Origin of the sequence: Arthrobacter sp. PGP41, assembly GCF_002953935.1 — a bacterium.
GTDB lineage: Bacteria > Actinomycetota > Actinomycetes > Actinomycetales > Micrococcaceae > Arthrobacter.
This window is the reverse complement of record NZ_CP026514.1, coordinates 3873167-3885740: the sequence shown is the minus strand read 5'-3', so window position 1 is coordinate 3885740 and position 12574 is coordinate 3873167. Positions and strand designations below refer to the sequence as shown.

The window sequence follows — 12574 nt, the reverse complement described above, 5'->3', positions numbered from 1 at the left end:
GCGCCGCTTCAGCAGACGACGGCGGGAAAAGACCCAGCAGGGACATGGCGGACACGTCCGTCCCGGTGGAGGTAGGGGAGGCTCCGCACCTTACTGATCCGGACGCCGTCGACACTTCCCTGCGCACTCCGGCCCAGCGCTCCCGCACTTTCACCGGGATCCTGGTGAACACCGCCCTCGCCAACGTCACCACCAGCTACCTCTGGTTTGCGCTGACTTTCTGGGTGTACCTGGAAACGCGCAACGTCATAGCAACCGGCGTGGTGGGCGGTGCCTACATGCTGCTGATCGCACTGTCCAGCATCAGCTTCGGCACCTTCGTGGACCGCTACCGCAAACTGGCCGTGATGCGCTTCGCAGCTGCCTTCACCCTGGTGATGTTCGTGCTGTCCGGGGTCATGTTCCTGCTGACCCCCACGTCGTCGCTGCTGGACCTGGCCCGGCCGTGGTTCTGGGTTTTCGTCATGGTCATCCTGATTGGCGCCGTGGTGGAAAACATGCGGAACATCGCCCTCTCCACCACCGTCACCATCCTCATCGAGCCGGACCGGCGGGCAAACGCCAACGGGCTGGTGGGCATGGTGCAGGGACTGATGTTCATTGTCACCTCGGTGCTTTCCGGGCTCTCGGTGGGACTGCTGGGCATGGGCTGGACCATCGGTGCTGCCCTGGTGCTGACCGCGCTGGCGTTCGCGCACCTGCTCACCCTGCGCATGCCTGAAGAGGTGCGTGCCGCCGCAACGGATGCGCACGGCGGGTTCGACCTGCGCGGCTCCCTCGCCGCAGTGCTGGCCATTTCGGGGCTGTTCGCGCTGATCCTCTTCTCCACGTTCAACAATTTCATCGGCGGGGTCTACATGGCGTTGATGGACCCGTATGGCCTGGAGATGTTCCCCGTTGAACTGTGGGGGATCTTCTCCGCTGTCGGCTTCACCGGGATCCTGGTGGGCGGGGCATTGATCGGAAAGTTCGGGCTCGGGGCCAATCCGCTGCGCACCCTCCTCGCCGCCGTGGTCCTGATGGGCGTCCTCGGCGGGGTGTTTACGCTGCGGGAGTGGGCCTGGCTCTACATCGCCGGCATCTGGGGGTACCTGGTCCTGGTGCCTTTTGTGGAAGCGGCCGAACAGACGGTCATCCAGCAGGTAGTGCCTTTGCAGCGGCAGGGCCGGGTGTTCGGGTTTGCCATGGCGTTCGAGTCCGCTGCTTCGCCGGTTACGGCATTCCTCATTGCGCCGATCGCCCAGTTCTGGATCATCCCCTACGCTCGGTCCGCCGACGGCGCCGCCCAGCTGGCCCCGCTCCTGGGCGAAGGCACCTCCCGCGGGATCGCCCTGGTGTTCCTGGTTGCGGGGAGCATCATGGTTGTGGCCGCGCTACTGGCCTTCCTGACGCCCGTCTATCGACGGATCTCTGCGTCCTATGCCCAGGCGGCAGCGGCCGAGGCGACAGCGCCGGCCAAAGGCTTTTGAGGCCTTGCGCTCCCGCAGTTAATGAACTGCGAGAGCGTCCGGGGGAAAGCCGCGTTAACTGCGAGAGCGTTGGAGGGAAAGCCGCGTTAACTGCGAGAGCGTTAGATCCCCAGGGCTTCCTTCAGGGCCGCGACGTGGCCGTCGGCCTTCACCTGGTACTGGGCAAGCGTGACATTGCCTTCGGGGTCCACCACTACGGTGGAACGGACGATGCCCTCGACGATTTCGCCGTTGACGAGCTTTTCACCCCAGGCGCCGTAGGCGAGGGCGACGGCGTGGTCGGGGTCGGAGAGCAGCGGGAAGGTCAGGGAGAAGTCGCCCGTGAAGCCGGCCAAGGCCTCCGGGGCGTCAGGAGAGATGCCGATGACCTCGTAGCCCTTGCCCTGCAGTGAGGCCAGGCTGTCACGGAAATCGCAGGCCTCGGTGGTGCAGCCGGGGGTGGCGGCCTTGGGGTAGAAGTACACAATGACGTTCTTGCCACGGTAGTCGGCCAAGGCAGTCTGGCGGCCCTGGGCGTCCTGAAGGGTGAAATCCGGGGCCTGGGTTCCGGGCTGAAGCTTGGTGGTCAAAGTCTGGCTCATGGCATTCCTTTGGAAGTCTTTGTCAGGTAATGGCAAAACATCAAGTGAAGCGGGTTTCCGCTGAGTGGTACAACTCCGGCGTCATATGCAGTATTCCGCCGGGCCGCGAACGGTGGCGCAGGGACCGGGCACAAACTGGTATCCGCCGCCCCGGACGGTGGCCACGGCATGGCGCGCATTCCCGAGTTTCCCGCGTATCCGGCCCACATACACATCGATGGCGCGGGCTGACGCGCCGGGGAACTGCAGCGACTCCAGGAACTCCTGCAGTTCCTCCCTGTCCACGGGCCGGGACAGGTGGGTCACCAGGTACCTGAGCACCTTGGACTCGACGCCGGTCAGCGGCACCGGGCTGCCGTCCAGCAGGACGATGTCCGCCGCCAGGTCCACGGCCACCCGGCTGACAGGGCCGGCCGACGGCGGCAGGCGCGTGCCGCCGTCGTCCTTTGAAAGTGCCGGGTTGGCTGCCTCCGCCGCGGGGGGAGCCGGAGGGGAGTCGCCTGCGGCTCCCCCCGTATCAGCGGAGGACCCTGACGTGGGTGCTCCGGCGGCAGGCCAGTGGACTTCCGCCTCCGGAGCAGTCTGGAGGGCCCGTGCAAGGACCAGCTGGGCGGCCCGGGCCAGGAGGTCGGGGCTGGTGCCTTCCGCGGGGACTACCCACAGGGCCAGGCCACGTGCAGCCGCGCCGTGTGCTGCCGCCCCTTTCACCGGAAACCCGTGCCGCGCCCCCGCCCTTGGCTGGTGTGCTTCCACTGCCATGGCGCGTCCTTAGACTCCGCCGCGGCGGATCAGCTTGCCCGTGGGGGTCTGGCCGTCCACCACGGCGCCGCGCAGGAAGGTCCTGCGGACCACCCCGGACAGTGCCTTGCCGTCGTACGGGGTGATGGGGTTCTTGTGCTTGAGCTTGGACACGTCCACCACGAACGCCTCGTCGGGCGCAAAGACGGCGAAGTCGGCGTCGTAGCCCAGCGCCAGCTGTCCCTTGTTGGTCAGCCGGGCCAGGCCGGCTGGCTTCTCCGCCATCCAGGACACCACCTGTTCCAGCGGGATGCCGCGGTGCCGCGCCTCGGTCCAGATCAGGGACAGGCCCAGCTGCAGCGACGAGACACCGCCCCAGGCCACGGCGAAGTCGCCGTTCTCCAGGTCCTTCAGGTCCAGCGTGGAGGGGGAGTGGTCCGAGACGATGCAGTCGATGGTGCCGTCCAGGAGGCCCTGCCACAGCAGCTCCCGGTTGGAGGCTTCGCGGATGGGCGGGCAGCACTTGTAGGCGGTGGCACCGTCCGGGATCTCCTCCGCCATGAGCGTGAGGTAGTGCGGGCACGTCTCCACGGTGAGCTTGACGCCGTCGCGCTTTGCACTGGCGATCATGGGCAGCGCGTCCGACGACGACAGGTGCAGGATGTGCGCACGCGCACCGGTCCAGCGGGCCCGTTCGATGACCTCGGCAATGGCCTTGTTCTCGGCGCCGCGGGGCCGCGAGGCCAGGAAGGTGGAGTAGTGGTCGCCGCCGGGGTGCGGGGCGCGGTCAATGGCGTGCGAGTCTTCGGCGTGGACGATCATGAGCGAGTCGAAGGACTTGAGCTCGGCCATGTCCTCCTCCATCTCGTCCGCGTCCAGGTGCGGGAACTCGTCCACGCCCGAGTGCAGGAGGAAGCACTTGAAACCGAATACGCCCTCGTCGTGCAGGGGGCGGAGATCGGCCTTGTTGCCGGGGATGGCGCCGCCCCAGAACCCGACGTCGATGAACGCCTGGTCCTCGGCCACCTCGCGCTTGAGCTTGAGGTTCTCCACCGTCGTGGTGGGCGGAACGGAGTTCAGCGGCATGTCGATGATGGTGGTGACGCCGCCGGCTGCTGCGGCGCGGGTGGCGGAGGCGAAGCCCTCCCACTCGGTGCGGCCGGGCTCATTGACGTGGACGTGGGTGTCCACCAGGCCCGGGAGCAGCGTCTCATCGTCGGCAAGATCGATGACTTCGGCGCCTGCCAGGCTGTTGCCCAGCGGCTCAAGGGCCACGATCTTCCCGTTGCGGACGCCCACCTCGCGCGGCGCGATGCCGGCGGTGGTCAGGATGCGCCGCCCCCGGATGACGAGGTCAAAACGTTCTTCAGACACGGAGGTCCTCCTTGGTACTTGCGGCGGCAGGCCCGTTGGTTGCCAGCCCCGCACCGATCTGGGTGCCCAGCTGCTCCAGCAACGGCCCTGCCTCTGCTATGCACCTGTTTACATCGGTTTCGAGCGCCGTCAAAGCGTAGACATCCACGAATCCTGCGGCGGCGGCCTGGCCGTCCGTAAGGGTGGTACGGCCGCAGACGGCAATGACGGGAGTACCCTGCGCCGCCGCTGCCCTGGCAACGCCCATGGGGGTCTTGCCCAGCAGGCTCTGCTCATCCAGGCTGCCTTCGCCGGTGATCACCAGGTCGGCGCCGGCCAGGCGCTGCTCCAGTTCCGTGAACTCCAGGACCACGTCGATCCCTGGCCGCCGCGTTGCGGCGAGGACGGCGATGGCGGTGTAGCCTGCGCCGCCGGCTGCCCCGGCTCCCGGAGCCTCGGCAGCCTTAACAGCGCGGAATCCGATTTCCCTGGCCAGGACTTCGACAAACCTGGCCAGGGCGGCGTCGAGCATGCCGACGTCTTGTTGCGTGGCGCCCTTCTGCGGGCCGAAAATCGCCGCGGCGCCCTGGGCGCCCAGCAGGGGATTGTCGACGTCGGACGCCAGCACAAAGCGCGTGTCCTTCAGCCGGGGGTCGAACCCGCTGAAATCGATCCGGTCCAGGCGGGCGAGGGCGGCGCCGCCGGGTGGAAGTTCGTTGGCCTCGTTGTCCAGGAACCTGGCGCCGAGGCCCTGCAGGACTCCGGCGCCGCCGTCCGTGCTGGCGCTGCCGCCCACCCCAAGGATGATGCGGCTGCAGCCGGCGTCCAAGGCAGCGGTGATGAGCTGGCCGGTGCCCAGGCTCGTGGCGGTGCGTGCCGCCGTCGAGCCTGGCCGCCCCCCAGCCAGCGCCCCGGCGGGGAGCAGGGCCAGGCCCGAGGCAGCCGCCATCTCGATGACTGCCTCGTTGCCCCGGACCGCGAACTCGGCCGTGACCGGTTCCCCTGTTGGTCCGGCCACCACCGCGCTGCGGCGGGCGAAGCCGGAGCCGACGGCGGCGTCGAGGGTGCCCTCACCGCCGTCGGCTACCGGAATCCGGACCACATCGAGGTTGCCGATGCGTTCCGGGCCGGCCCCTCGCCGCAGCCCCTTTTCCAGGTAGCTGCACACTTCGGGGGCGGACAGGGATCCTTTAAACTTGTCCGGGGCAATGACGATCCGCATGGTTAGGCCTGCAGTGCCAGGATGGCGGTGGGAGCGTCGGCGGCGGTCTCTGCCAGGTCCTCGAACTCGTTGATGGCGTTGATCTCCAGTCCCATGGAGATGTTGGTGACCTTTTCCAGGATCACTTCCACCACCACAGGCACCTGGAACTCGCCCATGAGGGCCTTGGCCTTGTCGAAGGCGGCGGCGAGGTCGTTGGGGTCCTCCACGCGCACGGCCTTGCAGCCCAGGCCTTCGGCCACCTTGAGGTGGTCCACGCCGTAGCCGCGGGTTTCCTCGGACAGGTGCGTGCTGTTGATGTTCTCGAAGGCCAGGGACACGTTCTGCTCCATGCTGAAGCCGCGCTGGGACTGGCGGATGAGGCCCAGGTAGGAGTTGTTCACCACCACGTGGATGTAGGGGAGGTTGAACTGCGCGCCAACGGCCAGCTCCTCGATCATGAACTGGAAGTCGTAGTCGCCGGAGAGGGCCACCACGGTCTCGTCCGGCTTGCCGCGGACCACGCCGAGGGCCGCCGGGGCGGTCCAGCCCAGGGGTCCAGCCTGGCCGGCGTTGATCCACTTGCGCGGGCCGAACACGTGCAGCATCTGCGCGCCGGCGATCTGGGACAGGCCGATGGTGGACACGTAGATGGTGTCGCGGCCGAAGGACTTGTTCATCTCTTCGTACACGCGCTGCGGCTTGATGGGGATGTTCTCGAAGTGCGTCTTGCGGTGCAGGGTGGCCTTCCGCTCCGCACATTCGGCAACCCAGGCGCTGTAGTCCGGCAGGGACCCTGCCGCCTTGCGCTCCCTGGCGAGTTCAACCAGCCCTGCCAGCGCCGCGCCGGCGTCGGACGCGATGCCCAGGTCCGGCGAGAACACGCGACCGATCTGCGTGGGCTCGATGTCGATGTGTACAAACTTGCGGCCCGCCGTGTAGGTGTCCAGGCCGCCGGTGTGGCGGTTGGCCCAGCGGTTGCCGATGCCGATCACGAAGTCGCTCCGCAGGTAGTTCTCGTTGCCGTAGCGGTGGCTGGTCTGCAGGCCCACCATGCCGGCCATCAGCCGGTGGTCGTCCGGGATGGTGCCCCAGCCCATCAGCGTGGGGATGACGGGGACGTCCAGGATCTCGGCCAGTTCCACCAGCTGTGCGGAGGCGCCGGCGTTGATGATGCCGCCGCCGGCCACGATCAGCGGGTGCTTGGCCGCGGTCAGCATGTCCAGGGCCTTTTCCAGCTGCTTGCGGGAGGCCCTGGGCTTTTCGACGGGCAGGGGCTCGTAGGTGTCGATGTCGAATTCGATCTCGGCGAGCTGCACGTCGATGGGCAGGTCCAGCAGCACAGGGCCGGGGCGGCCGGAGCGCATCAGCTGGAAGGCCTTCTGGAAGGCGCCGGGAACCTGGCCTGGCTCCAGGATGGTCATGGCCATCTTGGTGACCGGCTTGGCGATGGACTCGATGTCCACGGCCTGGAAGTCTTCCTTGTGCAGCTTGGCCACGGGGGCCTGGCCGGTGATGCAGAGCATCGGAATGGAGTCTGCCCAGGCGGCGTAGAGGCCGGTTATCATGTCCGTGCCGGCGGGGCCTGAGGTGCCAATGCAGATGCCGATATTGCCGTCCTTGGCGCGGCTGTAACCGTCCGCCATGTGGCTGGCGCCTTCAACGTGGCGGGCCAGGGTGTGGCGGATGCCGCCGTGGGCGCGCATGGCGGAATAGAAGGGGTTGATGGCAGCGCCTGGCAGGCCGAACGCCTCGGTGGCGCCTTCCTTTTCCAGGATGGCAACCGCTGCATCAACGGTACGCATCTTGCTCATGGGGTGCTCCTAGGGAAACTTTGGGGCCTTTGCAGGCTGTTTTTGGGTGTGGTGGAGGAGCCGCCGTCGCGAGGTACGGCCGCGGTGCTCCCGTTGCGCTGGTTACCGCGCCTCTGGCGCGGGTGCGTTACTCGCGGCCGCTGAGCTGGAGGACCTGCTTGAAGAGTCCGGAGTGGTCGAGGCCGCCGTCGCCCTGGTTGACGGTGGCGGCGACGAGCTGTGCTGCGATGGCGCCGAGCGGGATGGCGACGTTGGCCTCGCGGGCGGCGGAGGTGACGATGCCCAGGTCCTTGTGGTGCAGGGCGAGGCGGAAGCCGGGGTCGAAGTTGCGGTCCAGCATCTTCTGGCCCTTCTGGTCCAGGACTTTGGAGCCGGCCAGGCCGCCGCCGAGGACCTTGAGGGCGGCGTCGGTGTCCACGCCGTAGGCCTCCAGGAAGGCAATGGCTTCGCCGAGGACTTCGATGTTGACGGCGACGATCAGCTGGTTTGCAGCCTTGACGGTCTGGCCGGAGCCGGAGGGGCCCACGTGGACGATGGTCTTGCCGACGGCGTTCAGGACATCCTGGGCGTCGTCGAAGTCTTCCTTGTCGCCGCCCGCCATGATGGAGAGGACGGCGTCGATGGCGCCCTGCTCGCCGCCGGAAACCGGGGCGTCGAGGGGGCGGATGCCGGCGTCGCGGGCTTCGTCCGCGAGGCGCTTGGCCACATCCGGGCGGATGCTGGATGCGTCGATCCACAGCGTGCCCTGCCTGGCGTTGGCGAAGACGCCGTCCTTGCCGCTGACCACGCCCTCAACATCGGGGGAGTCCGGCACCATGGTGATGACGACGTCGGCATCCCTGACGGCGTCGGCGATGCTCGTGGCACCCTTGCCGCCTTCCGAAACCAGCTTCTCGATCTTGTCCTGGCTGCGGTTGAAGCCGGTGACGGTGTGGCCGGCCTTGACGAGGTTGATGGCCATGGGCAGGCCCATGATTCCGAGTCCGATGACTGCAACGTTGCTCATGAGGTTTCTCTTTTCTGAAATCTGAAGTCTGTGGTGGTGCCGGAGGTGCCGGTGGGGATGCCCGGCCCAACTAGGTAGCGCTAAGTGTCGTTTTGAGGGCTCTAAACGACACTTAGCGCTACTCAGTTGGGCGGGGCGGGTGGACTAGCGGGAGGCGTGTTCGCGGATGGCCCAGCTGAAGGCTGTTTCCTGCGGTTCCTTGTATTCGAGTCCGATGTAGCCGTTGTAGCCGAGTTCGCGGCTGCGGGCGATCCATTGGCCCAGCGGGAGCGTGCCCGTGCCCGGGGCGCCGCGGCCGGGGTTGTCGGCAATCTGGATGTGGCCGAAGTCCTTGGCATGGTTTTCGATGACGGATTCGACGTCGTCCCCGTTGACGGACAGGTGGTAGAAGTCGGCGAGGAGCTTGATGTTTTCGACGCCGGCCTCCGCCTTCACGCGGGCGATGACCTTGAGTGCGTCATCAGCGGTGAGGAGCGGGTATTTGGGTGCGCCGCTGACGGGTTCCAGGAGGACGGTGCCGCCGATGCGGGCGACGCCTTCCGCTGCCGCGGCCAGGTTCCTGACCGCGAGTTCGTCCTGCTCCTCGGGGGTGGAGCCGTCCTGCCGGTTGCCGTAAAGGGCGTTGAAGGCCTTGCAGCCCAGGCGCGCGCCAATGCCGGCAACAACCTCGATGTTGTCCTTGAACTCTGACTCGCGTCCCGTCCAGGACACCAGGCCGCGGTCCCCGCCCGGCATGTTGCCGGCGTTGAAGTTCAGGCCGGTGAGCTGGACGCCGGCGTCCTTGATGGCGTTCTCGAATTCGGTGACCTGGGCGTCGGAGGGGACTGAGGACTCGAAGGGCCACCAGAACTCGACAGCATCAAAACCGGCTGCCTTGGCTGCCGCGGGGCGCTCGAGCAGGGGCAGTTCAGTAAGGAGGATGGAGCAGTTCACTGTGTACGTCATCGTAGGTCCTTCCAAGGAGGGCTTTGATCTATCTTCCCTTGCGGCGGCCTATTTGCTTCTTTCCGCCTTGTGGAATTTAGATTCTGCTTTATGAAAAGTCTAGGGAAGGATGGGTGCCCGAGTCAAGACGGACCGGTCGGGGAGCCGGGAGGAGATTTCCCATTGACTTCAGGGGCTGCAGGGCTACGGTTAGAGATACATCGGCATGGTCCGGTGGATGGGTGTGCGCCGGGGCAGGGGCGCACGCCGCTACATGGTCTCGACACAACTTCGCCGCTCGTCGGTATCCATTCCATCGCCTGGTCCGCGCCGGGCGTTTTCCACACCACTCCTAGGCTGTGACCTCATGACGGCAAACTTCATCAGGGAACTGGCAGTCAAGTCCCTGGATTCACCGGACTCGAAGCGTTGCCCGGACAAGGCGGAATTCGACCTTGTCACCGTTGACGACTACTCCGTGGCGCGCCTGATCCTCGCGCCGGGCTGGCGGTGGTCGGACTCTGCAAGGCCCTCCGAGTTGACCCCCTACTGCGAGCACCACCACCTCGGCTATTGCATATCGGGGCAACTGGAGGTGGAAACGGCCGACGGCGGACGGTCAACGATTCACGCCCATGACACCTATGCGCTGCCTCCCGGGCACGATGAATGGGTGGTGGGCGACGAGCCGTTCGTCGCCGTCGAATTCCTGGGTGCGGCCTCGTTCGGCCGCCCCCGCAGCTTCGGGATGCACGCCCGGATCTAGCACAGCACCAAAAAGTCCCCTGCCGCTCTTGCGAGCGGCAGGGGACTGGTGCTGCGCCGGGGCGGGCGGCCCGGCTTCCTAGGGCCCGGCTTCCTAGTGGGTCAGGTCCTTGCCCTTCGTCTCGGGAATGGTGAAGACGAACGCGGCGCTGATGGCCAGGAGGACCACCGCGTACACGTTGAACACCTGCGGAACGCCCATGGTGGTTCCCAGCCACTGCTGCAGGTACGGGGCCGTTCCGCCGAAGGCTGCCACGCAGATGGAGTACGGGACGCCGACGCCCACGGTGCGGATCGACGTCGGGAACAGCTCGGCGTAGACGGCCGGGACAATGGCGGCGCTCGCGGCGATGAAGACCAGCATCACGGACATGCCGACAGCCAACTGCCATGCGGAGTCCTTGAGGAGCCAGGTCATGGGGAAATGCATGACTGCTGAGCCGATCGCGCCGGACCACAGGACTTTCTTGCGGCCGATGCGGTCAGACAGCTTGCCCCACACCGGCAGTGCGGCGATGAACACGATGTTGGCGATTACGCCGGCCCACAGCGCCTCGCCGCGGTCGATCTTCAAGGCGGTGGTGGCGTAGCTCGGCGCCACGACGCCCCAGATGTAGTAGATCACCGTGAGGCCCACCGTGAGTCCGATGACCTGCAGCGCCTGCTTGCGGTGGCGGACGATCTGCGGCCAGATGGGAGCGCGCTTTTCGGCCACGGACTCGCCTTCGAAGGCGTCGGTCTCGTGCAGCCGCGAGCGCATGATCAGCGCGTACAGGCCCATCGCCGCGCCTAGGAGGAACGGAATCCGCCAGCCCCAGGCGTTCATGGCCTCGGCGGTCAGCGTCATGTTCAGGACTGCCCCCAGCAGTGTTCCGAACAGGATGCCCATGGTGCCGGAGGTGTAGATCAGGGTCGCCCAGAACCCGCGGTGCTCCTTGGGTGCCATTTCCGAGAGGTAGGTTTGCGACGACGGCAGCTCGCCGCCGTGCGCCAGGCCCTGGACCAGGCGGGCCACCAGCAGCATGAGCGAGGCCCAGGCACCGATGCTCGCGAACGTGGGCGCGATGCCGATCATCAGGCTGCCCAATGAAGCGAGTCCGACGGCGAGCGTCATGGACGTTTTTCGGCCCACCCTGTCGCCGATCCAGCCGAAGAGGAAGCCGCCGAAGGGCCGGGCCACGAAGCCGACGGCGAAGATCGCCAGCGTGGACAGGACAGCCGATGCGGGGTCGGCTTTGCTGAACAGCTGGCTGGCAATGAAGGGCGTGAACGTCGCGTAAATGGCCCAGTCGTACCATTCCACGGCATTGCCGATGCCGGTCCCGACGATGGTTTTAGCGGTGGACACGCGTCCAGTCTGCTGCTTGGTTACTGCGATGGACATGGTTACTTCCTCAGGATCGTGGTGAAGAGGATGGTGGGGGATGGTGAAGGCGGCTAGGACGCCGCCGCAAGCGCCGCCAGTCGCGAGGTGGCGAGCTCGGTGTACAGCGCTGCCCCGTCAGCCAGCACGCCGTCGTCGAACGTTGCGTAAGGCGAGTGGTTGAACGGTGAGGTGGCCGGATTGCCGCCAGGGGCGACGGCGCTGAGGCCGACGAAGGTGCCCGGCACCTCGGCCAGCACCCGGGAGAAGTCCTCGGAGCCGCTCAGGGGAGTGGCCCAGCGGGAGAGGCGGCGCTCGCCGAAGAGCCCTGCAATGACTTTTTCCGCCGTGTGGGTCTCGTCCTCGTTGGTGATGGTGAGGGGGTATTCCTCCTGGTAGTCGACGTGGACTTCCACCCCGTGCGCGGCAGCGATTCCTTGCAGGAGGCGCGGCGCGGCCTCCTTCATCTTCAGGCGGGATTCCTCGGAGAAGGTCCGGACCGTCGCCTCGATGCGCGCCGTTTCGGGAATGACGTTCCGCTTGGTGCCGGCATGGAGCACCCCCACCGAGAGCACCACGGGATCGAACATGTTGAACTGCCGGGTCACCATGACCTGGAGGGCCGTGACCATTTCGGCCGCCACGGTGACGGGATCCTTCGCGGAGTGCGGGGCCGAGCCGTGGCCGCCGGCGCCGAGCACCGTGACCTCAAGCCCGTCCGAGGCGCTGAGCATCACGCCGGGCTTTGTGCAAAAGGTGCCGTGGGGCTCCAGGGAGGAAAACACGTGCATCCCGTAGGCCGCCTGGACGCGGGTGCCGGCGGCGTCCAGGACGCCTTCGCGGATCATGTAGCTGGCGCCGTCGCAGCCTTCTTCCCCGGGCTGGAACATGAGGACGACGTCGCCCTGCAGCTGGTGCTGCTTCTCGGCGAGGAGCGTGGCGGCTCCGGCGAGCATCGAGGTGTGCAGGTCGTGGCCGCAGGCGTGCATGGCGCCATCTGCCTGGGATGAGAATTCGACGCCGGTCTTTTCCTGCACCGGGAGGCCGTCCATGTCCGCGCGGAGGAGGACGGCGGGCCGGTCCGTTGTGCTTCCCGACGCATCGATGCTGCCGCCGCCGCGGAGCACCGCGGTGACGGAGGTGGTGTCTTTGCCCAGGGTGATCTCGAAGGGAAGTCCGTCCAGCGCCTGGAGGACCTTCTCCTGGGTCCGCGGAAGGTGGAGCCCGATTTCCGGGTGCCTGTGCAGGTCGTGGCGGAGGTGGATGAGGTCCCCCTGCAGTTCCTGCGCATCTTCGGTTACGGGCACTTGTCACTCCTCGCATTGGCGTTCCGGGTCTGTGGACTATTCTGGAGTGGCCC

General features: G+C 66.8%; 11 protein-coding genes. 2 read left to right on the top strand and 9 right to left on the bottom strand.

Translation table 11 applies throughout. The features are described from left to right. Positions 1 to 44: 44 nt before the first annotated feature. A complete protein-coding gene (locus C3B78_RS17800) occupies positions 45 to 1469 on the top strand; it encodes an MFS transporter (RefSeq protein WP_104999874.1) in 1425 nt (474 codons plus the stop codon). 101 nt (positions 1470 to 1570) lie between these two features. On the opposite strand, the gene bcp is transcribed toward C3B78_RS17800, so the two are convergent. The 7 genes from bcp to C3B78_RS17765 form a co-directional block, all read right to left on the bottom strand. Next, a complete protein-coding gene (gene bcp, locus C3B78_RS17795; protein ID WP_104999243.1) occupies positions 1571 to 2050 on the bottom strand; it encodes a thioredoxin-dependent thiol peroxidase in 480 nt (159 codons plus the stop codon). Between the two features lie 81 nt (positions 2051 to 2131). Next, complete coding sequence (locus tag C3B78_RS17790) at positions 2132 to 2809, bottom strand: helix-turn-helix domain-containing protein (protein WP_104999242.1); 678 nt, start codon at positions 2807 to 2809, stop codon at positions 2132 to 2134. A gap of 9 nt (positions 2810 to 2818) precedes the next feature. Then, positions 2819 to 4162: an allantoinase AllB gene (gene allB, locus C3B78_RS17785; protein ID WP_104999241.1), complete on the bottom strand. Its 1344-nt coding sequence runs from the start codon at positions 4160 to 4162 to the stop codon at positions 2819 to 2821. After that, positions 4155 to 5363: a glycerate kinase gene (locus C3B78_RS17780; RefSeq protein WP_104999240.1), complete on the bottom strand. Its 1209-nt coding sequence runs from the start codon at positions 5361 to 5363 to the stop codon at positions 4155 to 4157. Before C3B78_RS17780 ends, allB begins: the two co-directional genes overlap by 8 nt. A gap of 2 nt (positions 5364 to 5365) precedes the next feature. Continuing rightward, positions 5366 to 7156 carry a glyoxylate carboligase gene (gcl, locus tag C3B78_RS17775; protein ID WP_104999239.1) on the bottom strand — a complete coding sequence of 597 codons (1791 nt, stop codon included), beginning with the start codon at positions 7154 to 7156 and terminating at the stop codon, positions 5366 to 5368. A 127-nt stretch (positions 7157 to 7283) separates the two neighbouring features. Further along, on the bottom strand, positions 7284 to 8162 hold the full coding sequence (locus C3B78_RS17770) for a 2-hydroxy-3-oxopropionate reductase (RefSeq protein ID WP_104999238.1): 879 nt from the start codon (positions 8160 to 8162) through the stop codon (positions 7284 to 7286). Between the two features lie 144 nt (positions 8163 to 8306). Further along, complete coding sequence (locus C3B78_RS17765) at positions 8307 to 9107, bottom strand: hydroxypyruvate isomerase family protein (protein ID WP_104999237.1); 801 nt, start codon at positions 9105 to 9107, stop codon at positions 8307 to 8309. A 346-nt stretch (positions 9108 to 9453) separates the two neighbouring features. On the opposite strand from C3B78_RS17765, the gene C3B78_RS17760 reads away from it, so the two are divergent. Then, positions 9454 to 9852: a cupin domain-containing protein gene (locus C3B78_RS17760; RefSeq protein WP_104999236.1), complete on the top strand. Its 399-nt coding sequence runs from the start codon at positions 9454 to 9456 to the stop codon at positions 9850 to 9852. Between the two features lie 93 nt (positions 9853 to 9945). Here the strand turns inward: C3B78_RS17760 and C3B78_RS17755 are convergent, their stop codons facing one another. Together C3B78_RS17755 and C3B78_RS17750 are read right to left on the bottom strand one after the other, a co-directional pair. Beyond that, positions 9946 to 11235 carry an MFS transporter gene (locus C3B78_RS17755; RefSeq protein WP_104999235.1) on the bottom strand — a complete coding sequence of 430 codons (1290 nt, stop codon included), beginning with the start codon at positions 11233 to 11235 and terminating at the stop codon, positions 9946 to 9948. Positions 11236 to 11288: 53 nt separating this feature from the next. Beyond that, positions 11289 to 12521: a M20 metallopeptidase family protein gene (locus tag C3B78_RS17750; RefSeq protein WP_104999234.1), complete on the bottom strand. Its 1233-nt coding sequence runs from the start codon at positions 12519 to 12521 to the stop codon at positions 11289 to 11291. Positions 12522 to 12574 lie beyond the last annotated feature (53 nt).

Excerpts from the sequence above, each read along its gene's own strand:
- C3B78_RS17770 (WP_104999238.1), bottom strand. The coding sequence starts at position 8,162 with ATGAGCAACGTTGCAGTCATCGGACTCGGAATCATGGGCCTGCCCATG.
- C3B78_RS17780 (WP_104999240.1), bottom strand. The coding sequence starts at position 5,363 with ATGCGGATCGTCATTGCCCCGGACAAGTTTAAAGGATCCCTGTCCGCC.
- C3B78_RS17755 (WP_104999235.1), bottom strand. The coding sequence starts at position 11,235 with ATGTCCATCGCAGTAACCAAGCAGCAGACTGGACGCGTGTCCACCGCT.
- C3B78_RS17790 (WP_104999242.1), bottom strand. The coding sequence starts at position 2,809 with ATGGCAGTGGAAGCACACCAGCCAAGGGCGGGGGCGCGGCACGGGTTT.
- bcp (WP_104999243.1), bottom strand. The coding sequence starts at position 2,050 with ATGAGCCAGACTTTGACCACCAAGCTTCAGCCCGGAACCCAGGCCCCG.
- gcl (WP_104999239.1), bottom strand. The coding sequence starts at position 7,156 with ATGAGCAAGATGCGTACCGTTGATGCAGCGGTTGCCATCCTGGAAAAG.
- C3B78_RS17800 (WP_104999874.1), top strand. The coding sequence starts at position 45 with ATGGCGGACACGTCCGTCCCGGTGGAGGTAGGGGAGGCTCCGCACCTT.
- C3B78_RS17760 (WP_104999236.1), top strand. The coding sequence starts at position 9,454 with ATGACGGCAAACTTCATCAGGGAACTGGCAGTCAAGTCCCTGGATTCA.
- C3B78_RS17765 (WP_104999237.1), bottom strand. The coding sequence starts at position 9,107 with ATGACGTACACAGTGAACTGCTCCATCCTCCTTACTGAACTGCCCCTG.